Source organism: Prevotella bivia DSM 20514 (assembly GCF_000262545.1).
Taxonomy (GTDB): domain Bacteria; phylum Bacteroidota; class Bacteroidia; order Bacteroidales; family Bacteroidaceae; genus Prevotella; species Prevotella bivia.
The window spans coordinates 95,894-117,789 of sequence record NZ_JH660658.1; the positions used below are offsets into that span (position 1 = coordinate 95,894).

16 protein-coding genes, 2 tRNA genes, 1 pseudogene and 1 CRISPR repeat array are annotated in these 21,896 nt (G+C 37.7%); of the genes and pseudogenes, 6 read left to right on the plus strand and 13 right to left on the minus strand.

Features of this window, described 5'->3' with window-relative positions; genetic code table 11:
* The first annotated feature begins 44 nt into the window (after positions 1-44).
* Positions 45-389 carry an ISAon1 family transposase N-terminal region protein gene (locus tag PREBIDRAFT_RS00400; protein WP_004338888.1) on the plus strand — a complete coding sequence of 115 codons (345 nt, stop codon included), beginning with the start codon at positions 45-47 and terminating at the stop codon, positions 387-389.
* 1 nt (position 390) lies between these two features.
* Positions 391-1,374: an ISAon1 family transposase gene (locus PREBIDRAFT_RS00405; RefSeq protein WP_004338892.1), complete on the plus strand. Its 984-nt coding sequence runs from the start codon at positions 391-393 to the stop codon at positions 1,372-1,374.
* Between the two features lie 139 nt (positions 1,375-1,513).
* Here the strand turns inward: PREBIDRAFT_RS00405 and PREBIDRAFT_RS00410 are convergent.
* From PREBIDRAFT_RS00410 to PREBIDRAFT_RS00455, 9 genes are all read right to left on the minus strand, one after another.
* Positions 1,514-1,590 (minus strand) — tRNA-His (locus PREBIDRAFT_RS00410).
* Positions 1,591-1,680: 90 nt separating this feature from the next.
* On the minus strand, positions 1,681-2,046 hold the full coding sequence (gene secG, locus PREBIDRAFT_RS00415) for a preprotein translocase subunit SecG (RefSeq protein WP_004338893.1): 366 nt from the start codon (positions 2,044-2,046) through the stop codon (positions 1,681-1,683).
* 10 nt (positions 2,047-2,056) lie between these two features.
* Entirely contained in the window at positions 2,057-2,824 is a 768-nt protein-coding gene (locus PREBIDRAFT_RS00420) for a hypothetical protein (RefSeq protein WP_004336668.1), read from the minus strand.
* An 11-nt stretch (positions 2,825-2,835) separates the two neighbouring features.
* Positions 2,836-3,426, minus strand: a complete 591-nt coding sequence (locus tag PREBIDRAFT_RS00425; protein WP_004336667.1) for an LptE family protein — start codon at positions 3,424-3,426, stop codon at positions 2,836-2,838.
* Positions 3,423-4,655 (minus strand): sigma-54 interaction domain-containing protein, encoded by a 1,233-nt coding sequence (locus PREBIDRAFT_RS00430; protein ID WP_004336666.1) that lies wholly within the window; start codon positions 4,653-4,655, stop codon positions 3,423-3,425. The genes PREBIDRAFT_RS00425 and PREBIDRAFT_RS00430 overlap by 4 nt, the downstream gene beginning before the upstream one ends.
* Before the next feature lie 350 nt (positions 4,656-5,005).
* The gene (locus PREBIDRAFT_RS00440) at positions 5,006-7,459 is read right to left on the minus strand and encodes a hypothetical protein (protein ID WP_238295897.1); all 2,454 of its coding nucleotides are present in this window, start codon (positions 7,457-7,459) and stop codon (positions 5,006-5,008) included.
* Between the two features lie 122 nt (positions 7,460-7,581).
* Complete coding sequence (locus PREBIDRAFT_RS00445) at positions 7,582-8,436, minus strand: GLPGLI family protein (RefSeq protein WP_004336663.1); 855 nt, start codon at positions 8,434-8,436, stop codon at positions 7,582-7,584.
* 708 nt (positions 8,437-9,144) lie between these two features.
* A complete protein-coding gene (locus tag PREBIDRAFT_RS00450; RefSeq protein WP_004336662.1) occupies positions 9,145-9,969 on the minus strand; it encodes a zinc ribbon domain-containing protein in 825 nt (274 codons plus the stop codon).
* 35 nt (positions 9,970-10,004) lie between these two features.
* Entirely contained in the window at positions 10,005-10,820 is an 816-nt protein-coding gene (locus PREBIDRAFT_RS00455; RefSeq protein WP_004336661.1) for a Nif3-like dinuclear metal center hexameric protein, read from the minus strand.
* A gap of 761 nt (positions 10,821-11,581) precedes the next feature.
* On the opposite strand from PREBIDRAFT_RS00455, the gene PREBIDRAFT_RS00460 reads away from it, so the two are divergent.
* Complete coding sequence (locus tag PREBIDRAFT_RS00460) at positions 11,582-12,646, plus strand: agmatine deiminase family protein (RefSeq protein ID WP_004336660.1); 1,065 nt, start codon at positions 11,582-11,584, stop codon at positions 12,644-12,646.
* 11 nt (positions 12,647-12,657) lie between these two features.
* Positions 12,658-13,545 (plus strand): carbon-nitrogen hydrolase, encoded by an 888-nt coding sequence (locus PREBIDRAFT_RS00465; RefSeq protein ID WP_004336659.1) that lies wholly within the window; start codon positions 12,658-12,660, stop codon positions 13,543-13,545.
* A gap of 143 nt (positions 13,546-13,688) precedes the next feature.
* Here the strand turns inward: PREBIDRAFT_RS00465 and PREBIDRAFT_RS00470 are convergent.
* Positions 13,689-13,835: pseudogene (locus PREBIDRAFT_RS00470) on the minus strand (aspartate--ammonia ligase); the annotation flags it as partial.
* Between the two features lie 241 nt (positions 13,836-14,076).
* Between PREBIDRAFT_RS00470 and PREBIDRAFT_RS00475 the strand changes: the two are divergent.
* Positions 14,077-14,148: transfer RNA gene (locus PREBIDRAFT_RS00475), tRNA-Arg, on the plus strand.
* Between the two features lie 115 nt (positions 14,149-14,263).
* Complete coding sequence (locus PREBIDRAFT_RS10860; RefSeq protein ID WP_004336657.1) at positions 14,264-14,782, plus strand: phage integrase SAM-like domain-containing protein; 519 nt, start codon at positions 14,264-14,266, stop codon at positions 14,780-14,782.
* Between the two features lie 27 nt (positions 14,783-14,809).
* Positions 14,810-15,701: a CRISPR direct-repeat array (repeat unit 47 nt; unit sequence GTTGTGATTTGCTTGAAAATTTCTATCTTTGTGGTATCAAACACAAC).
* A gap of 109 nt (positions 15,702-15,810) precedes the next feature.
* Here the strand turns inward: PREBIDRAFT_RS10860 and cas2 are convergent.
* From cas2 to cas9, 3 genes are read right to left on the minus strand one after another with little or no spacing between them, the layout of a single operon-like run.
* Complete coding sequence (cas2, locus tag PREBIDRAFT_RS00485; protein WP_004336244.1) at positions 15,811-16,152, minus strand: CRISPR-associated endonuclease Cas2; 342 nt, start codon at positions 16,150-16,152, stop codon at positions 15,811-15,813.
* 1 nt (position 16,153) lies between these two features.
* Positions 16,154-17,086: a type II CRISPR-associated endonuclease Cas1 gene (cas1, locus tag PREBIDRAFT_RS00490; protein ID WP_004336243.1), complete on the minus strand. Its 933-nt coding sequence runs from the start codon at positions 17,084-17,086 to the stop codon at positions 16,154-16,156.
* A 9-nt stretch (positions 17,087-17,095) separates the two neighbouring features.
* Complete coding sequence (cas9, locus tag PREBIDRAFT_RS00495) at positions 17,096-21,553, minus strand: type II CRISPR RNA-guided endonuclease Cas9 (protein ID WP_004336242.1); 4,458 nt, start codon at positions 21,551-21,553, stop codon at positions 17,096-17,098.
* Between the last annotated feature and the right edge of the window lie 343 nt (positions 21,554-21,896).

Below are 21,896 nucleotides of genomic sequence, written 5' to 3' on the forward strand. Positions count from 1 at the left end.
CCTCTCATGCACATAATTTCATAAGTATTTGTTATCTTTGCATCATGAAGACCGAGCAATTGTTGCGTTGTATCTTTCCAGAGATACTCGCAGATTATTTTGATGTGATAGATATCCAAGAGAGCATTTCCCAGATAGACTTCTGGTTGGATGAGCGTAACTTTATGGAAGAAGCAGACCGCAAGTCTGGCACAGTAAGCAGTTACGGCTTTACCGCTGAACGGGTTGTCCAAGACTTTCCCCTTCGTGGTAAGCCCGTTTACCTTCATGTCCGCCGTCGAAAATGGCGTGACAGTTCCACGGGTGAGATATTCAGTTATTCTTACGATGACCTGACGGCTGAGGGCAGCAAACTATCCCCTGAGTTCGTTTCTTTTTTAAAAGAATAGAATAGAGTCTACTGCGGAGAGCATTACAGGTATCGGCTCTCATTATGGCGTAGACGGTAAGCAGCTTTCCACCCAATACAAGGAGCATTTCAGCGATTATCGCCAGTGGGAGCAGTTGTTGCATGCGGGAGACTGGCTGCTGTTTGATGAGAACCTGGGAGAGAGCCTGAGTATCGATGAGACTTGTCTGAGCAGCGGTGAGGTCTATACGTTTCTGACCAACAAGGCTGGCAAAGGTGGCAGGGGTACGCTGGTAGCTGTGGTCAGGGGAACGAAAGCCGAAGATGTGATCCGTATTCTGGAAAAGATTGACCTTTCCAAAAGAAAGACTGTCAAGGAGATAACGCTCGACCTGTCTTCCTCTATGATGATCATTGCGCGCACGGTGTTCCCCAAGGCACTCATCACCAGCGATAGATTTCATGTACAGAAACTTTACTATGACGCTTTGGACGACATGCGTATAGCCTACCGATGGATGGCAAGGGACAGAGAAAATGAGGAGATGAAGGAAGCCAAAGCCAAAAACGAAACCTACAAGCCATTCAGATATAGCAACGGTGACACACGCAAGCAACTACTTGCCAGGGCGAAGTTTATACTGACTAAACACAAGTCCAAGTGGACAGAATCGCAAAGGCTAAGGGCGGAAATAATATTTGAAAACTACCCAGAACTCAAAAAAGCCTATGACCTGGCTATGGAACTTACCGATATTTATAATGCCAGAAGCATCAAGGACGCTGCAAGATTGAAACTGGCTAAGTGGTTTAATAAGGTGGAGAAGTTGGGGGTGGACAACTTCTATACGGTGATTGACACCTTTAAGAACCATTATGATACCATACTCAACTTCTTTGTCAACAGAGCCACAAATGCCAATGCTGAATCCTTCAACGCAAAAGTCAAAGCCTTCAGGGCACAGTTCAGGGGAGTAACGGATATTCCTTTCTTCCTTTACAGGCTTATGAAATTATGTGCATGAGGGGAGGAGTTGCAACTGGGTTTTACGACTGACCCCAAAAGAGGTTAGCCTAGGATAACCTCTTTTTTTTATGGCTTATACAATATATCACAAAACCAAAAAAAGCAAGGAAATCATTATCGAAATCCTTGCTTTCTCTTGGGGTGGAAGGTGGGACTCGAACCCACGACATTCAGAACCACAATCTGACGCTCTAACCAACTGAACTACGTCCACCGTATTGATTGCTTCTTTAAAGCGAGTGCAAAGGTACAAGTTTTATATGAAAGAACAAAATAAAACTTAAACTTTTTTACTTCTTCGCTATTATTTTTTTACAGGTGCTGGTGCTGTTGGTTTTACAGGGGCAGCTTGCTTTTGCTGACTTGCACCAAAATTAGGCAAGTTATTAGGATTGGTAGACTGATCGCCAGAAGTAGCATTTTCTATAACGCTTGCGTCAGTATTACCTGTTGGAGCCACATGCGCACATGCAATACTAATCACTACCATTGTAGCTGCAAGCACCCAAGTGGTTTTCTCAACAAAGTCTGTTGTCTTGCGAACACCCATAATAGCATTAGACGATGAGAAATTAGATGATAATCCACCACCTTTTGACTCTTGTATTAACACGATACCAATCATTAAGAGAGCGGCAATTACAATTAGAATAATGAATAAAGTGTACATTACTACTGTATTATTTTTTATTATTGTTAATGATAAGTTTCTCTAAGAAACGTATTTGGTCTGCAAAGTAACGATTTTTTTTCGGATAATCCAAATTTAACCGCGTAATAATTTCGAGTGCTTTTGAATATCTTCCTTGTCTAATATAGATGCGGGCTAATGTCTCTGTAAAATAGCCTGTTTCTTCGTGTTCTTCCTCGCTTTCTTCATTTTCTTCGACATTAGGCGAATATTCTGTTTCGTCTTGTAACGTAATTTTTCCGCCATCAAGATTAATGAAGTTATCTATAAGTTCTTGCCCTTTGAGTTGTTGTTCTTCATTCTTAGACGAAGCACTTTCCGACTCTAACAAATAAGCTACATAATCAACAGTAGCATCGGCTGTAGTAGGTTTTCTACCTGCATTTAATGTTTTTGGATTATCCTCATTATCATCAGGAATTTGCTCTAAGAAATTATCTATGAGCGAAGTTGTACGATCATTAATCTCTTCTTCTCTTATTTTTTTCTTAGATGCTTTGTCTATATTATCAATCTTTGTCAATAATTGATAATGTACTCCCTCTACTAAATCAAAGAGAATTTTTCTGTCAGTAATATACACCGCTGCACGTCTCAACTCCTCATCAAAAGTTGAGTCGTGAAGTAGAAACAAATTCTTCAGTAATAAAATTCTGGCAGGCTGATAATAAGGATAAAGTGCTAACAAACTACGCAAGTCGTATAGTGTTTCCTTATTGAGCCGTTCAGGATGATTAATTAGAGATGTGATATCCATTATCTATGGCATTACCAATTAGCTACAGTGGCATTAAAAATCTGATCAGTAAGATCTTTTATCATTTCTTCTACCAACTGCTGTTGAACAGATTGCAAACTTTTTGTAGTTTCATAGCTAGAAGTAGCTGTAAACTGTCGTTCGAAGTCTTCCTTATGATTGCTAGTATTGGTAAATCTTACATTTACAGTGATAGAAAGTTCGGTTTGAGCTGAATGACCTTCACTGGTTACACTCTTATTACGTTGCTGATAGTTGGTAATCTCGCCCTCTACCTTTAAATCGCCTCCACGTTTCACTTGTTGCAACTTTGTATGATTGGCATACACATCTTTGAGGGCATTATTAAACATAGGTGCCATGGGTCCCCATACATAGGCGGAGCGAATAGGGAAATCGGCAATCTGTATGGTATGCACTTTATTATAATCTATACTTGCACCATTAAACTTATAGCTCACTTTGCATGCTGTGAACACAACTGAAGTGATGCTTAACAATGCTATAACAAGATGTTTGCTTTGAACTTGTTGCTTTATAAGTTTGAAAAACTTTATCATTGCGTATTTATCTTTATCCCTCACTTTATTTTGCCCTATCATTCTAATCCGTATTGCTTAATACGACGATAAAGCGTTCTGTCGCTAATACCAAGCTCTTGTGCAGCTTTCTTGCGATTACCTTTGTTTCGTTCCAAAGCTTTCTCTATCATCTGCCGCCCAATATCGTTCAAGTTAAGTGTTGCTGGTTCTGATATTTCTTCAGCTTCAGCCTCTTCCACTGTTTCCACACGAGTTTCTTCCGTAGGAATAGGTGCTTTACTTGCTACGGCTGGCACATTGGGGGTATGATGAGCTACATAAGTGCGTGCTGTTTTTAATGCTGTGTTGTCTTCTAACTGCTTGCGAACAGAGTTGAGATCGCGACGCAAATCACTCACATTACCACGCAACTCATATAATATTTGATATAAAATTTCTCGCTCGCTCTCGTATGAATGGCTACCACCGCCACTAATAGTGGCTAGTTGCGTACTTTCTTGATCAAGTGGGATAAACTGCAAAAGTTTCTCGGCTGTGATCTCTGGCTCCTCGCTCAATATAGAAATTTGTTCGGTAATATTCTTCAACTGCCGCACGTTACCAGGCCATTTATAATGCAACATTATCTGCTTAGCTTCATCGGTTAGCACCACTTTTGGCAAATGATATTTCTCTGCCATTTGCATTGCGAAAAGGCGGAATAACAATAATATATCATCACCACGGTCGCGCAGTGGAGGCATTTGGATAGGAATAGTGTTTAAACGATAAAACAAATCTTCTCTAAACTTGCCTTCACTTACTGCCTTACGCACATTAACGTTGGTAGCAGCCACGATGCGCACATCTGTTTTCTTCGTCTCTGTTCCGCCCACACGGATATATTCTCCTGTCTCTAAAACACGTAATAAGCGTGCTTGGGTAGCCATAGGCAATTCGCCTACTTCATCAAGGAAGATTGTACCCTTATGAGCTATACCAAAATAGCCTTCGCTCTCACCAATAGCTCCTGTAAATGAGCCTTTTTCGTGTCCAAACAATTCACTATCTATTGTTCCTTCAGGGATAGATCCACAGTTGATAGCCAAATATCTTTCTCGTTTTCTAGGCGAATTATCATGGATAACACGGGGGATAATTTCCTTACCAACACCGCTCTCACCAATGATCAGAACCGACAAGTCGGTAGGTGCTACCTGTAAGGCAACATCTAGCGCACGGTTTAAACCACTGTTGTTTCCAACAATGTTATATCGTTGTTTTGTTTTCTGAAGCTCAGTTGTATTCATTGTAATGACAAAATTACATTTTTATTTTCAAATCTCTGCAATATTGGCAGACTTTAACTAAGATCTTAATTGATAATTAGTGTTCGCTGAATTAATAAATTGCCATAACTGCAAAGCAGCGGACTCTAAACTTTGCAATAGCATCTGCCCATAAATTGAGCTTAATTTCGAAAAGGGCAAGACAAAGTTCCCTGAGGAACTTCATCACGTTCTTGACAAAGTAGCACATTCCTGTCCAGCATTCTGCTGTTTCTTTCCCATAGATATGCATCAAGATATCCTTTGCCTATCCCAATGTGTCCGTCATTTCGACTTAGCTCCGCCTGATTATCCTTTCAAAAAATAAGAACTCAAAAATTAACAGAAATCGAAAAAAGACCTTCTATCCCTCGTAAGGGACGTTCATAGTAAAAGTAATTGATACCAGAATAATAACCTTCTATATACTTAGTCTGATTGAAAAGATTGGTGACCTTGCCAGTCAGCTCGATTCTTTTTGAAAAGATATAAGAACATGATGCATCTACGAAAGTCAGGCTATGATATTTACTGGGTTCTGTCTCTATAATATTATTGTTTGCAGATATTCCAAAATTTAGTTTCTTGACTGGGTGAACTTGCAGACGAAAAGTATTATAATAGCTCCTAAGTGAATTGCTCGACTTAAATTGTTCGTTGTTTTGCCACGATAGATTGAAGGTCGCATCATTATAGATTTGAAGCCATGATAATTTAGTCCATGACAATGATAATGATGTGGAGAATATATTCGACTTTACCTTGTATTCAACAGTATTCTGTATAAATGGTTGTTCGCTATGATTGAAATTGATTGTCGCTTTTGTGAATAAGCGAATTTTACTCCATGTTTTTTCTACAGAAGTAAGGGCTAAGAGTCTGTTGGAACGCACGTTTTCCCAAATTGGATCGATTTTGCTCCACTGGTTATCATAAGTATAAGAGTTATAGAAATCCCGCTTCTGCCATGACGATGTTACCATCATATTCCAAGAGACGAGGGATATGATGTTTGTATAGTTTAACGAAGCTGAAAGTGATTTGCTAAGATTTCTTCCAAGATTGTCCAATCCAGAAACTTTCGTACGGTAGTTTGAAAAATAGAAGCTAGAAAACGGATCTTCTCCAGCAATATCATCTGTTACACCTGCACTTAGCATACTCCTCCATTGAGAATTGAAGTGGTGAGACCATCTGAGGGAAGGAGTAAGATAAAACCGATTATTCTTAGAATGTGGAAGCCATTGCATACGTGAAGATAGAGCGTTCAGGGGTAATGCTACATAAACAAAACCACGAGAGTACTTTATGGTATATTCTGGGCTAAAGCTGTTCTTGACATAAAAATACTTATCATATCTATCTTGTTGGATTCGTAAACCGTTATTTCTGTATTCTAACGCATACTTCAGTCGCAGTTCATTGCCCCAGACATTGAAAATAGTTGAAACACTATTTCTTGCAACAAGCCTTTTTGAAAGGAGCCGTTCGTCCAAATTATAAATGGGGTTATCTGAAATATCATCAGAAAACAATTTCTCTTGGTTACGATAGTAGCGTACGAATGAATTTACCTGAAGGATTTGCTTACCCAATGTCAGTGTCATCTGCAATTTGTTCTGTACTGTTATTGGTCTTGCATTCGTCTTGCTGTCAATTCCCACGTAGTTGCTATTAATCACTCCGTTATTTGTCTGCTTACCAAAGCTCGTTGTTAATTCTTCTATAAGGAATACATGAGGAGCATTATGTTCATAATGAAATATAGGCGTTAATACCCAGTCTTTAAATATTGACTGATCCATCTCATGTAACATAACTGGCGAACTTCCTCCATACTTGTTTACAAGACTGTCGGAATCGTTAATACGGTTTCCATAAAAAACGATATTGGAGCGAAAGTTTCCATATTTCCCAACTAGATGGGAATGATTCAAACCTGCAGAAATTGATTTATTAAATGTAAAACGTTTCTCATCAATAGGCAGGAAAGTTCGTCTTTCTGTTGTCAGCTTATTGTTTGGAATAGGCTCGTAACTGTCTATATCCGTCACGTCTATATGTTCCTTAGCATATTCGTTGAGATTGTTGCCTGTATTATTAGTCTGAAGGGTCGCTAAAAGTTGGTTTTTACGTGCGATTCTCACAGCTGTTCCACCTACATTCCACAGTGCTTCGTCTCCATATCCACCACCAGCACTGAGTTCTCCAAACATTTTTGCCTTGTAGTCACTTTTCAATTTGATGTTTAGTGTAGCCTTGTCCGATAGCACCTTCCCCCTTAATGCTCTTATGGGTTGGTCATGCTCCATCACCTGAACTTGTGCTACAGCGTCTATCGGAAGGCTGTTTGTAGCTTGATTGTACCTATTGCCTAATAAACTCTGTCCCTCGATATTAAAACTATTGATACTATTACCTTTATAGGTAACCCTTCCATCTTCATCCACTTCTATACCTGGTAGTTTCTTTAGTACATCTACTAATTTTCTGTCATTTACATCCTTGAATGCTGCAATATTATAATTGATGGTGTCCTTATGAACTTCTATCGGCTTGATATTAACGGTCACCTCCTGCAAAGCAACTGCGTCTCGTTCCAAAGCCACATCAGAATTATCGTGCAGTGATGCTACACTTATCCTATGTCCCTTATATCCAATAGACTTGAACTCTGCATAACTACAATTGGCAGAAAGCCGCAACATATATTTACCATCCACATCTGATATTCCAAAAGTAAGCAACTTACCGTTCTTATCGTATGTTCGACAGCTTACAGACATAAGGGGGGCACCGCTCTTGGAATCTGTCACGATACCATGAACATTACTCTCTGTCCCCTGACCGTAAATAAGACAGGAAATAAAAAGACATAGGCTAAGTAAAATATATCGTAGGCTGGTTTTCATTCCAGTTCAATCGGATTATACGGTTTTTGTTTTATCGTCTTTGCTGTTTCAGGTGGAATTATCACACCAGGCATATTCATCTTTATAGCCCGCAATGGATCTTCCTTCTCATTACGGTAAGCCTGACGCGCCTTTTCTCTGCTTGTTTTTATTATTTTGATGTTTTTATGAAGATAAATAGGCATCCCTTCTGATACATTTATTATACCATTAAGTCTGAACGAAAAGTTATTTTTTGAGTCCCTTATAGAAACTATTAGTCCTGGTAAACCATCAAACAGATAAGGACCGTAAGGAACGGGATAATCCATAGCAAACCACGCTGTCCAATCTCTACCTCCAAAACTGCATTTGGCTTTAGTCACATTTATATTGTTGATGATGCTGTCATCACCTATAACTTCCCAGTTTATCACAGGTAAAGTCTGAGTATACTGATACGTGCCGAGTCCCTCTATCTGTATTGTGGCTTCCTTTTTAGATATGTCTTTAACAAGAGGATAGTTATAGGTCGGTTTTTCTAATGACATAGCTGCTGCGAAGTATTCAATAGATGAACGTCCTTGTTCATAATAAGCATCATTAATAGAATCATTTTTCCACGAAAAATAATCACAAAAACCACAGATGTGCTTTCCGATAGTTAGCATAGTTTGCCCATTGATTCGTTTAGCGATATCTGTGGAATCTTGCAAATAAGAAAACTCATAAAAAATTTGTACTTTTGCAGAATCAAACGTTGTTTTATTTACCAAGGTTAAAGAAGGTATAGCTCCATTTACTGTTTGTGAATGCATATTAATAAAACAACTCATTATAAAGGCTAATATGAGAGAACACGATTTTATCATAATTTTGCAAATACAAAATAATGTATAGATATTAAACAGAATAATATCTATGCATTTAAAAGATTTAATGAATTTGGTTCTCTAACCTTATAACATCTGCTATCATATCAGAAGCACTCTGATAATTGTCAGACTCAAGGTAAACAACTTGTCCATTTGATAATGTTACCTTAACAGAATGTGCATTTGCAGCACTACAGCAAAGTGTAAGAAAAAACACCGCAGATAATATTTTTTTCATTTCTGATAATTTATTAGTCCATTCCTCAAAAACTAGTTAATATATGATTTGAACGGTTAAGGAGTTTACTTGATTAAAGTAAAACCATTCTAAAAGTATGATATTTATTAAGTAATTAATATATATATATTCAGTTCTGCAAATTAAAGAAAAATAATCCATATCTCCATATTTTCACAAAACTTTTTAATGAGTTATCTTGTAATTGTGCCTTTCGATGACTTTTTGCAAAATATAAAGCAAATAAAGATACGTTGTTGCCTTTTTGTTAATATACTATATTGGTATAAGTGAAAATACTTAACATCGTATGATTTCGTGAGGCTCTTATTAAGTGCTAAAACTCTAGCTTTATGGGTAGAGATATAGAAATAATATTCAGTATTTCGGTAATACAAAATATCCCCCTTACGCCTTATCTTTATAAGTAGTAAGGGGGATATTATAATAGGTGTGTGGCGTGAGAACTATGCTTCCTCGCTCTCTTCTGCCTTCTTGCGGGTAGTTCTGCGCTTCTTTACCTTTTCCTCTGGCGCATCAATCTTAACACCAGCTAGCTCTGGGTCAATAAGGATACGACCACAGTATTCGCAAACGATGATCTTTTTGTGCATCTTAATATCTAGCTGGCGCTGAGGTGGGATCTTGTTAAAACAACCGCCACATGCGTCGCGCTGAACGTAAACAATACCCAAACCATTACGCGCACCTTTACGAATACGCTTAAAGCTACGGAGCAAACTTGGTTCTATCTTTATTTCAAGTTCACTAGCTCTGTCCTTTAGCTCTGTTTCTTCCTCACGCGTTTCTTGCATAATATCATCGAGCTCGCTACGCTTTTCTTTTAAAGCGTTTTGCTTATCTTCAAGTTGTTCGCGCGCTTTAGATAAGTCGGCTTGCTTCTCTTCCACCTTATATTGAGCCTCCTTGATTTTCTTATTGCAAAGCTCTATTTCCAAAGTTTGGAACTCTATCTGCTTTGTCAAAGAGTCGTACTCACGGTTGTTAGCTACCATTTCTAGTTGCTGATTGTAACGTTCAAGACTTGCTTGTGCATCTACGATCTCTCCCTTCTTCTGAGTGATAGCGTGTTGGAAATCTTTTATGTCTTGATCAATCTTCTCAATGCGAATGTGAAGACCTTCTAGTTCGTCCTCTAAGTCGCGTACTTCTAGTGGTAATTCACCACGCAATGCTCGCTTTTCGTCGATAGCCGAGAGGGTTTGCTGCAATGTGAAGAGGTTTTTTAGCTTCTCTTCCACTGGTAATTCCTTTGGATCTTTCTTTGCCATAATTCTTTATATATTAAGTATTTATTTCGTTTATGTTATAAGTAAATAATGGGATTGGTATTAATCTCTGTAAGAAAGCACTTCACCCCCTGACAATCGCGCTCAATAATCTCTTTAAAGATTTCGCTTGTAAACTGCTCGCTCTGATAGTGTCCGATGGCACAAAGCTGTATAACCTGCTCATAACCGAAGAACTCGTGATAGCTCATATCGCCTGTAACAAAGGCATCAGCACCTGCTTTTACAGCCGCTTCTACGAGGAAAGAGCCTGCACCACCACATAGTGCCACTGTTTTTATCTCACGTCTTAGAAGCTGATTTGCCTGCACACACTCCACATCAAAGTGTTTTTTGAGCATAATAATAAGGTCGTCGGCTGCGATAGGTGTTGTAAAATCGCCCATTAACCCTTCGGCTCCCTCTACTAGTTCACTCGTAATAGGACTCAATACTCGCTTGATATTACCAAAGGTGCGAATACTTGTCAATCCTAGCTTTTCGGCTATTTTATGGTTTACCCCTCCTTTGGCAGCGTCCATATTGGTGTGCATTGCCACAATCGTGATATTGTTCTGAATGGCCTTTATAACAGTGCGCTGCACATAGGTAGCATCAGTAATTTGGGCAAGCTTACGAAAGATGAGCGGATGATGAGCCACAATAAGATTGCAGCCCTTACGTACTGCCTCATCTACAACGGCTTCAGTTACGTCAAGACACAATAAAGCCCCTGAGACATCCACTTCTGTCAATCCTACTTGAAGGCCAGCATTATCATAGCTTTCCTGCAAGGGCAGAGGTGCGAATCGTTCAAGGGCATCAATTACTTCCTTTATTTTCACGCTACGCATAAAATTATTTTAGACTACAAAGGTATATATTTTATAGCAGATTATCAACAATTAAACCAAATAGCAATACAAAAGGACTATCATTTAATATTATTTAAGGCTGTTATTTCACATTAGGTTAAAATTACTTAGATAGATACTCTACGAAACATTAGTTTATCTATGCTTTGCATATAGTTTAATAGTTTATAAGCATAAACTCTCTGAGAAAGTGTAAATGACAGCATTAGTAAGCGATATAAGAGATGTGAAAGAAAAGGGATCAGAAATGTTCCCATTCCCAATCCCTTTCCTGTATATCTCTCAATGGATATTTTTTAAATCTATGTCCTCTCTAAATACTTTTTATAGGCTTATGCCATACTGTTTACACGACCTTCATTGTATGCTCTAATGGTATTTGTAAGGTAGTTAATCATCTTTTTTACAATCTCTAATTTCATTAATTTCTCTTTCATAATCATCTTTTACCTTTTTATAAATTATCCTGTTTGCGAGTACAAAGATACAAATCCGAAAGGTTGAACACCAAACAATCAGATGATTTTACGCTAATTTGTTACGTTTTTTTGACTCGTATCAAAGGCTTTGATGTGTGTCAATCATTATAGCTGACTTATATCAATCGCTTACATTGATATGGATCAATCAAGCCGTGTGTAGAACTTATTGGTAAGAGATGGAAAGAAAGCTAATATGAGGAAAAACTTTTCTTTTTAAGAGGATTAGCGTATCTTTGCATAAGAATATAGAAAAGAAGAATGAATAAAAATATAGATACCACTTATCGCTTCCCTGCTGAATGGGAAAAACAGAGTGCTATTATGCTCATTATGCCGCATGAAGATACTGACTGGAAGCCCTATCTAGCGGAAATCACGGAGACATACGTGCAAATGGCAGATGCCATTACCCAATACGAGCATTTGCTTCTCACGACAAAGGATATAGAAGAGACCAAAGACTTGTTATCTGCTCGACTCTCAAAAGAACAGATGGCACGCATCATTTTCTTTGAATGTGATAATAACGATACATGGGCACGCGATGTAGCCCCTATTAGTTTGGTGGCAAAGGATGGGTCAAGGCGTATGCTAGACTTCTGTTTCAATGGTTGGGGAGAAAAGTTTTCGGCTGAAAAGGACAATAAAATTAATGCTCTGGTTGCTAAGGCAGGCTTATTTAATGCTGACCTTGTGAGACATAAAGACTTCGTACTTGAAGGCGGATCAATAGAAAGCGATGGCAAAGGCACACTCTTTACCACTACTAGTTGTTTGTTAGCACCACATCGCAACCAGCCACTTACAAAAGAAGATATTACCCAATACTTACTCCAGAATATCTTTTCAGAGCGCGTAATATGGCTGCAACATGGCGAACTAGAGGGAGACGACACCGATGGACATATCGACACTATCGTGCGTTGTGCGCCTAACGATACCTTACTATATATAAAGTGTGAGGATAAGAATGATACCCATTATACCGATTTCAAGGCATTAGAGGAACAATTAAAGACTCTTCGCACACTCAATGGTAAGCCTTATCGCCTACTTGCCTTACCTTTCACGGAGGCTGTGTGTGATGATGGCGAGCGTTTGCCTGCTACATACGCTAACTTTGTAATATTGAATGGTGCAGTATTAGTGCCTACTTATGCCCAACCCGACAAAGATGAGAAGGCTTTAAAAATAATAAAGCAAGCTTTCCCAAGCTATGATATTATTGGTATTGATGCACAAACGGTGGTACGCCAACATGGTTCGCTTCATTGTTTAACCATGCAATTGCCAGAAGGCTTTCTTGCAACCGACTCTAAATAAGATATAAATATATGAATGAAATAAGAATAGGTTTGCTTCAGCTTCACAATGTCGCTGATGTAGAAACAAATATAAAGCATATCACCGAGCATGTAAACGACCTTGCCAAACGTGGTGTTCAGCTCGTTGTTTTACAAGAACTGCACAATTCTTTGTACTTTTGTCAGGTAGAAGATGTTAACAATTTCGACCTTGCCGAAACTATTCCCGGACCTTCTACCGAGCTTTACGCTAAGTTAGCAAAGGAGCTAGGCATCGTTCTCGTTACCTCTCTCTTTGAGAAGCGAGCACCGGGCTTATATCATAATACCGCTGTTGTGTTTGAGAAAGATGGTACTATTGCAGGCAAATATCGTAAAATGCACATTCCTGACGATCCTGCTTATTACGAAAAGTTCTATTTTACCCCCGGTGATCTAGGTTTTAAACCTATCCAAACGAGCATCGGCAAGCTCGGTGTTCTTGTTTGTTGGGATCAGTGGTATCCAGAAGCAGCACGCCTTATGGCTATGCAAGGTGCAGAAATATTGATCTATCCTACTGCTATTGGCTATGCAAAGAGCGACACAAAGGAAGAACAACAACGCCAAAGAGAGGCTTGGACAACGGTAATGCGTGGTCATGCTGTAGCAAATGGTTTACCAGTGGTAGCAGTAAACCGTGTGGGCTTTGAACCAGATCCTAGCAAACAAACCGAAGGAATAGAGTTTTGGGGAAGCAGCTTTGTTGCTGGACCACAAGGAGAAATCCATTATCAAGCCTGCGATAACGATGAGGAAAGTGTGGTGATTGACATTGATCTTGACCACTCTGAAGATGTTCGTCGTTGGTGGCCTTTCTTACGCGATCGCCGAATAGAGGCATACGGAGATATTACAAAGCGTTTTATTGACGAATAAAGACATTAAGCTAAACTTTAAATGACTAGCTTCAAAAATGAGTATGGAGGCTAGCTAAAAACATAAAAGACACTCTTCTAAGTCAGAAGGGTGCCTTTTTATGTTTCTATAAGAAGAAGAAACGATTGATTTCTAAGACTGTTCTAAATCAAGGGCATACCAGCTTTCTCGCACTCTTCACACATTTCTTCTGGCCAAATACTCGCTTGAATTTCACCAATATGTGCTTTATGGAGCATCACCATACACAAGCGGCTTTGCCCGATACCTCCACCAATGCTCAAAGGTAATACAGAAGTTTACATTAATCGAGAAAAATGCAATATTTATATACAAAAAGATTTTATTTTAACTTTTACAATATCCTTTTGTCTTATTCTAAGCCTTATATGTATGTACACCTATAAAGTTGTCTTTCATTTTCTTTCTACATCATACTTTGTCATCTGCAAAGATTAATGTACCTTTGTAACGCAAACAGCATAAAGGTTCCGTAGCTTAGCTGAATAGAGTGTCAAAAGAAACTAGTAAGCACTTGTAGTTCAACGGATAGAATATAAGATTCCGGTTCTTAAGATTAGGGTTCGATTCCCTACAAGTGTACTCCTTAACAGCCAATTTTCAAAAGTTGGCTGTTATTATTTCCGCACTTTTAAGGCTTTTCATCTACTTTTGCGGTAAATGTGGTTCAAATGTGCCACAGTTTACCTGCAAGATTATGAGTACAACATTTAAGGCGGTGGTATATGCCCACCATAAAAAAGCAGATGGCACGTACAATGTGAAGATACGTGTTACACACAACAGGCAACGCAGACACATTGCCACAAACATATTTGTAACCAAAGAGGAGCTGACACGAGGGTTGAAAATAAAATCAGCCAAAGTAAATGATTTGCTTAAAAAGGAGATAACTAAGTACCAAGAGATAACGGCAACTATTCCAACAGCAAAAGCAAGTTGTATGGGGGTGGCAGAGGTTGTGGAGTATATAAGCAATTACGAGCGGACACACTCTGTATTTAACCTTGATTTTATAGAGTTTAGCAGGCAAATAACTGATGAGTACATAAAGGCTGGCAGAGTTGGTACTGCAAAAAGTTACGAGTGTACAATAAAAGCATTAGTACGCTGGCTAAAAAGGGAACACTTATATATAAATGAGATTATGGTGCAGTTCCTCACAGATTTCTACCTATGGATAAATTTCTATCTTTGTGGTATCAAACACAACTAGCATTCATACGATTAGTATCCGCATTCTGTTGTGATTTGCTTGAAAATTTCTATCTTTGTGGTATCAAACACAACATGGAAAACCTTAACGATTGCGAAACGAATGTTGTGATTTGCTTGAAAATTTCTATCTTTGTGGTATCAAACACAACTAATTCTTTATTCTTGTCTAAAGTAATAGGTTGTGATTTGCTTGAAAATTTCTATCTTTGTGGTATCAAACACAACCTATTGCTACATGGTAGATGTAATAGAATTGTTGTGATTTGCTTGAAAATTTCTATCTTTGTGGTATCAAACACAACTATCAAGGTTTTTGTCAAATTCAAATTTAAGTTGTGATTTGCTTGAAAATTTCTATCTTTGTGGTATCAAACACAACCTTGATGAGAAACTAAACTCTCATAAGCTGGTTGTGATTTGCTTGAAAATTTCTATCTTTGTGGTATCAAACACAACTAACAGTGGAGCGCACACTAAGTTTACCGAGTTGTGATTTGCTTGAAAATTTCTATCTTTGTGGTATCAAACACAACTTGCTCTTTTTCCTCTATGCTCATATCTAAGTTGTGATTTGCTTGAAAATTTCTATCTTTGTGGTATCAAACACAACGATAAAGATAGAGGAACGCACCTGTATGGCGTTGTGATTTGCTTGAAAATTTCTATCTTTGTGGTATCAAACACAACGCCCCGACGAAATTGTCCGGATGGCGTTTGTTGTGATTTGCTTGAAAATTTCTATCTTTGTGGTATCAAACACAACCGATACTTAAAGAATTATTTGCTTGTTTAAGTTGTGATTTGCTTGAAAATTTCTATCTTTGTGGTATCAAACACAACTGTGTCGTTTTAATAGGCTCGTCGATACCTGTTGTGATTTGCTTGAAAATTTCTATCTTTGTGGTATCAAACACAACCTGATCAGTGTAATATGCTTGATAATAGCTATTTACAGAGATACTTAGAAAAATAAAAAGATAGGCAAAAATCCTCCTCATCAATAGAGATAAGGAGGATTTTCTGATTCTAGAAAAGTTCAAGTTGTTGGTAAGGTGTGGAAGTCTTTTGTGGTTTTTTACCATAAAAGAGTTGAATATTGGAAAATTGTTTATCGGTAATACACATTATTCCAATCTTTCCATAAGGTGGTAGTATGCTTTTGACACGCTTAATATGTACATCAGCATTCTCTTGACTAGCACAGTGGCGAACATAGATGGAAAACTGAAACATAGTAAATCCATCTTTTTGAAGAGTTTTTCGAAAGTCTATGTAAGCTTTCTTGTCTTTCTTCGTTTCAGTGGGAAGGTCGAAAAATACCAGTATCCACATAATTCGATATTCGCTAAAGCGATCTAAAGTAGTCATGTCATAGTTCGGGATAAGCTATTTGTCGGAGTTCTCCTGAGAAGCATTTATACAAAGAAGCTGTTGTTTGTTGAGCAGCTATCATTAGTGGGCTTCTCTTCTTGTTTATTTCTACATCTATGACAGGAATGCTAAGTAACTGCATTTTTATATCTTTAGTTAGCTCTGAATAGTCGTTAGAGTGCTGCATGATTTTGATCACCAAATTATCTACATAAGGGCGATAGGGTTCCATTATGTCGTCAGCTAAGCAATAAGCATTGTAACGATTGTGATGATGAATACCAAGTGTAGGTAATAATCCACTTGCTACTAATGCACGAGCAATAATAGCTCGCAATATGGCATAACCATAGTTGAGAAGATTGTTAGGAGGATCACCTTCTTTATCACGTATAAAGTGGGGGAGAGAAGGAAAGAGGTTACGCCAGTAATAAGCTGCTGCACGTGCTTCGGTATTATCGGTATCACCACTTTTAACTTCAGAGGTCCACACTTTCATACATTTTGTTTCGACAGGGGTATTGCTGCTTAGTACCTTTTCCTGATTATAGATTTTTTGTTTTATCGTTTGCTGCCATAACTGTTTACGTAGTGGGAGAGAGGCTTCTAATTGATGTCGAAATCGTTCGTTTTGAAGGGTATTGCCTGCAAGTGGTAGCATTAATCCTATGGGCATACTTTTCTGATTGCAGGTAATGATAGCGCAATTATTATCAAGTAGGGCTTCCATTAAACCTGTTGTGATGGTAATACGCTTGTTGTCGAGTACTACCACTCCTATATCTTCTATAGGAATGGTGCGCTCTGACTGCTCTTTTATGATATTTGGGAGGTCTGCGTTAGCTTCAACCTCTGGTATTTTCAGCACTAATTGCTGATTTCGCATACTCAGATAAGCTGGATTGCTAAAGCAAAGCGTTTTCTTTATCATAAGCAAATGTTATTTAATTACCTTTATAATATTGCCTAAACGGTCTGTGATGAGTTTCCAACAGACGGACTTTATCATTACTTGTTCATTGTCAATAGAACGTTCCATTTTATTCTGAGCACTAAACTCTTTTTTATCAACAAGGGAGATTGCCACTCTATGATGTATGAAGAAACATCGTTTACTTGTAGAAGATACCATCTTATAGATTCTATTCTTGTCTAATTGAATATTATTGCCAGAGTGTCTTTCCTCTTCTGAAGGGACATATACTAGATCATTAGGAGAAAGATAGAACTTAAGGGGAGTATTGTTTTCGTTTGTTTCTGGCACAGGGGATAGTTGCTGATTTAGTCTCTCAGCAGCAATGTTTAAAGGAATGGTATCATAATTACGTTTTCCCTCTTTATCTTCGTAGATGGCAAAATAAAGATTTGTGCCAGCTTGTGCTTCAACAAATTTCTTTGGGTTATTGCCCATTGTTCCTATTGGATATTTAGCCCCTAATGGTTCAGTAACTCTTACCTTATAAATAGGTTGATGTTTTTTATGATCGTTGTATTCAGAGATATTACTGTTCATTTCTTGAATACCTTCAGGGGTAAAGGCAAGCTCAGGATTGTTATTCTTTGTTATGAGATAGTTGAGTAATATTTTTTGAATACCAGTATCGCTAATTGAGCGAATTTTCTTTTCGTCAAATGAAGTGTCAAGCTGTTTTCTTGTTGCCACCATAGGCTCTTTGTCATTGCTCATTTCCCAGATGTCTATTTTATTAACATCTATTCCTTCCCAAACGTTATTTAGTTCTTTGAAGATATTAAGGATTTGTTTCTTTTGTAGACCTTCGTTTAGGCGTGCTTTGATGTACTTCTTGAGTTTTCTATTACAGATGATATCTACACTATCAATAGCCTTTGATAATGATACACGTTTAGGACGGCGAAGGTTCACTTTACCAAAGACTGTTTCTTTGTGCATTGGTTTGCGAATAGCCCAAAGTTCATCGCCTTTTTGGCTTATCATTCCTTTTTTACCATCTGTCTTATAGTGTTCATAGTAGTTGGTTGCTTTATTGATAATACGTACATAGTTTTTGAATGTAACAATAATGTCTTTTAAGGCATATTGAGTATCTTGCGTAAAAGAGTCCCAAGGTTTTCTAACGCTCCCTCCTTTATCGCATAACTTTTGGCGTAAATCTCTGCGACGTTCTGTGTCTTGTGCTGTTTCATTGTTAAGATAGCTGATTATGTTACGAGAAGCACATGCAATAACAAGTGCATCCATTGCGTGGTGGCGATGATCAATGCGCTTTTTACTAAATCCTTGTTGAAGTTGGATTGGCATTGTGGTTTGGAATACTCGCTTGCCCTCTTTGTTTTCCCAATGTCCAAAGTATTCTGATCCTGTTAGAGCATTCATTCGCTGGAAACGTGGTGAAACAAGATTATTCCAAATGTCGTTAAGTCCCCAATCTTTTTTTAGACGATCGGTGATACCTCCAGTACATGGAATGACAAACTTAGAGGTAGCTTCCACCTCTTCTTGTCCACGTACAATAGCAGAAAGTAATTGTTTTACCATTTTGCTGATATAGCGGCTATCGTTGAGTTGTCGATTGATAAACTCTTGAGGAATATCTTCCATTAAAAGTTTGTTGCGTTTGGTTCGATTGTTGGAATAATGCTCATTAACAAACGCTTTGTAGTCCTCTTCATTATAAATCTCAACATCACCAAGGAGAGTGCAGTGAACTTTTTGTCCACCACATGTTTTGATAAATTCCATGCCAAGCATAGCTTTTTTAAGTGTGTTAACTTCTGATTCGCAGATAACTTTATTAGAAAGCGAGTCATCGAAATATCTGCTTTGAGGAATAACATGCTCTATTTGGTAAGCAGATGTAAAAAGCTTTGACAGCGAGATGGCTTTACCAGTATAAGGGGAACGATATTTTTGCTCTAACCATAATTTGTAGCGAGTCAGTTCGTTAGAAGTTGGTTGTGCTGTTTGAGAGATCTTTAAGATGTCGTTGTAGTCTTTATCCTCTTTTGTTAATCCTTGTAATGCGCCTTCCTCGTATATACGAAGGATCTCTTGTTGCATTGGAGAGTAGGGGCGTACACCAGTAATGTTATTATCATTTTTAAGTTCTTGTAGAAGCAGCTTAATTCGAATGTTTGTATTTTGATTATGTAAAACATTTTGTGTGATAGCCTTTCTTTGTTCGGATGTGCTCTTCATTTCACGTCCTAATTCTATATGGATTTCGTCAATATGCCCTATTTCTTTCCATATATCATGCACAGTTCGTAAGGTTTCTAGCACACATTGCTCTACTATCGGATTGCGCATAGAGTGTTGGCGGAAATCTTTTATGTAAGCCATCATACTTTCGGGATTATCCCAATGGATTATCTCTTTGGCTTCAGAATGTCTGCCATATATGATATAGCTAGCTAGCCATAAAGGTAGCCCAGAAAAGTCGGATATCTTGTTGTAGTTATGTTGTGATTTTTCTAAGCGTTGTAAGACATAATCAGGAAGTTCTCCTTCTATCGTCTTTTCTATTTCTGCTCCTACTTGTTTAATGGCTTCATCTTCACTCCATAAATATCCCATTCGCATTAATGAGAGTAGTTTCTTAATAGCCTTTTCGGAATAGGATCCATATTCTTTTTTAAAAGGTTTTATGGTAAGAAAGGCTTCAGTAAAATCATCGCTCAAGTTGAGTTTGTTTAATGCTTTTTTTGTTTCCTCTTTGCTTTCAATAGAATATAGCAAGTGCCACAAACGATAGGTTCTTTCAGGGGTTAGCCATTCACTCTTCAGTTCTGTTTTGCTGAGCGCATGAAGAATATCATAGCGTGTTTCATTACAAGGATAAGTCTTATTATCATCATCTATGTAATTCCAGCGAACAGGGTATTCTGCACCATTGATAGTTTTTACCTTCTTTATTTTGAAATATTCTTTTAAAAGTACAGATTGCTTAATATCTTTTCTGTTGTTGAGATATGTAAATAGGTTGGCATAATCGTCGGTAGTAACGAGATGTTCACTAGTAACATCTTTATCGTCAGACTTTCTATAAAGTCGTAAATTAGAAACGAATTGCCATAATCGAAACTCCTGAAAGAAAGGATTTGATTTTGCTATACATTTTATGGACTTGACTTTTATATCACCAGATTTCTTATCAACATACTTATAATTTTCGTAAGGGCAATTATCAATGAGTGATTTCTTTATTTTAAGTGGGCGTTGGTAAAATAGAATGTCGTTGAGCAATAGATGGATTATCCCTTTCTTAAGCAATACTTCTTGATGTGCAATATTTCTTTTATAAAGTTCTTTTGCACATTCAGTAAGTAATGACTCACTACTTAATTCATGATGAAATTCTTTCTGCTTTTCTAAGATAGCTTTTAGCTCATCTTTGTAATATTTACGTTCAATAGTGCGGATAAAGTTTCCTCTAATCTTTGCGCTCGGTTCTTCCAATATATGGTTGTATATGAATTGCCCTACAGTTTGCCCAGAATTTTCCAAAAGTGATTCTGTGCGCTTTTTAATTAAAGTCCAATCGCCTTCGCTAGGGGCACGGAACGATCGTTTTATATTTCCATCTTTGTCTTTTTTGGGGTTACCATCGGCATCTAAATCTGTAGTTACTATAAATGATTTTACCTTGCCTAACCAATCATTTAAAGGGTTCTTACTCGATCGACGGTAGATCCAACCATTTTCAAGATGTATATTATACCAAATATCGTTACCTTTCTTCTCTCCTGTAGCTTCTACACCTATAACTTTCAACTCGAGGTACTCTTTTTTGTTCGCTTCACTATCTCTATCTTCTTCTCCTCGTAGCTGATAATAGCCACGTTTTTGGTTAAAGTTTAAGAGAATCCAAGCTAGTTCTTCCTTAGTTATTGCCTTGTAGAGAGCCTTTTTGCGTAGATAATATATGGTCCAGTCTAATGGGATTTTCTTTCCATTAGCCAATAACTCAGGGTGCTTTTCAGAAAATTCAGAAAGCATATCATGGAAAGAATCCATAAAAAGAAATCGCATTTTACCGTTATTATCTTTGCACCAAGCTAATTTGGGTTCGGCATGATTGATAAATTTACCATAGGTCTTATTGTCGTTTCTATCCCAACCTATAGCTTTTTCATAGTGCTTTGGCAGAAATCCAAGTAGGTGTAAAATCCTATGTAAGCGTTCACGTCTGAGTAGAGTTCGTTCTCTTAAGCGGCGAGCTCCTCGAAAACTTGTTCGCTCAGAAGTTTGTGATAGAGTAACTCCTTTGGAAAAATTACTCAATACGTCTTGCGACATAGGTATTATTCTACTTCCTAGCTTTATACTGTCTTTTATGTATTTGCCATTGTCATCAATAGATATTTTAGCCCATCCTATGCTATTAGTTCCAAGGTCAAGTCCAAGAATATTCTTCATAAGTTTTACGTTATTTATTTGGTAATATAATTTTTAAAGTTTATATTTGCAGAAAATTTTCAAGCAAATCACAATAAGGATTATTCCGTTGTGAAAACATCTAGGGTGGGACTAATAATCTCGCCCTCTTTTTATGGAAATCTTTATGCTAAAAAAGTTTCCCATAGAAGTCTATATTTTCACAAAAATATGAATAATTTTCATATAAATCATATATAATCCGCAAAAAACAAATTGAAACGTTTAATATTAGCCTTTATAATTTATTTTAAGAAAGATTTTCGAACACTAAGACCTTATTTGGGACTTAAACAAAACGAACTCTTTAAGAAGTCTACATAGA

Coding starts and splice junctions, on each gene's coding strand:
- PREBIDRAFT_RS00430 (WP_004336666.1), bottom strand. CDS start 4,655: ATGAATACAACTGAGCTTCAGAAAACAAAACAACGATATAACATTGTT.
- PREBIDRAFT_RS00450 (WP_004336662.1), bottom strand. CDS start 9,969: ATGGCAAAGAAAGATCCAAAGGAATTACCAGTGGAAGAGAAGCTAAAA.
- cas2 (WP_004336244.1), bottom strand. CDS start 16,152: ATGACTACTTTAGATCGCTTTAGCGAATATCGAATTATGTGGATACTG.
- PREBIDRAFT_RS00400 (WP_004338888.1), top strand. CDS start 45: ATGAAGACCGAGCAATTGTTGCGTTGTATCTTTCCAGAGATACTCGCA.
- PREBIDRAFT_RS00445 (WP_004336663.1), bottom strand. CDS start 8,436: ATGATAAAATCGTGTTCTCTCATATTAGCCTTTATAATGAGTTGTTTT.
- PREBIDRAFT_RS00420 (WP_004336668.1), bottom strand. CDS start 2,824: ATGGATATCACATCTCTAATTAATCATCCTGAACGGCTCAATAAGGAA.
- PREBIDRAFT_RS00455 (WP_004336661.1), bottom strand. CDS start 10,820: ATGCGTAGCGTGAAAATAAAGGAAGTAATTGATGCCCTTGAACGATTC.
- PREBIDRAFT_RS00425 (WP_004336667.1), bottom strand. CDS start 3,426: ATGATAGGGCAAAATAAAGTGAGGGATAAAGATAAATACGCAATGATA.
- PREBIDRAFT_RS00460 (WP_004336660.1), top strand. CDS start 11,582: ATGAATAAAAATATAGATACCACTTATCGCTTCCCTGCTGAATGGGAA.
- cas1 (WP_004336243.1), bottom strand. CDS start 17,086: ATGATAAAGAAAACGCTTTGCTTTAGCAATCCAGCTTATCTGAGTATG.
- secG (WP_004338893.1), bottom strand. CDS start 2,046: ATGTACACTTTATTCATTATTCTAATTGTAATTGCCGCTCTCTTAATG.
- PREBIDRAFT_RS00440 (WP_238295897.1), bottom strand. CDS start 7,459: ATGTCTGTAAGCTGTCGAACATACGATAAGAACGGTAAGTTGCTTACT.
- cas9 (WP_004336242.1), bottom strand. CDS start 21,553: ATGAAGAATATTCTTGGACTTGACCTTGGAACTAATAGCATAGGATGG.
- PREBIDRAFT_RS00465 (WP_004336659.1), top strand. CDS start 12,658: ATGAATGAAATAAGAATAGGTTTGCTTCAGCTTCACAATGTCGCTGAT.
- PREBIDRAFT_RS10860 (WP_004336657.1), top strand. CDS start 14,264: ATGAGTACAACATTTAAGGCGGTGGTATATGCCCACCATAAAAAAGCA.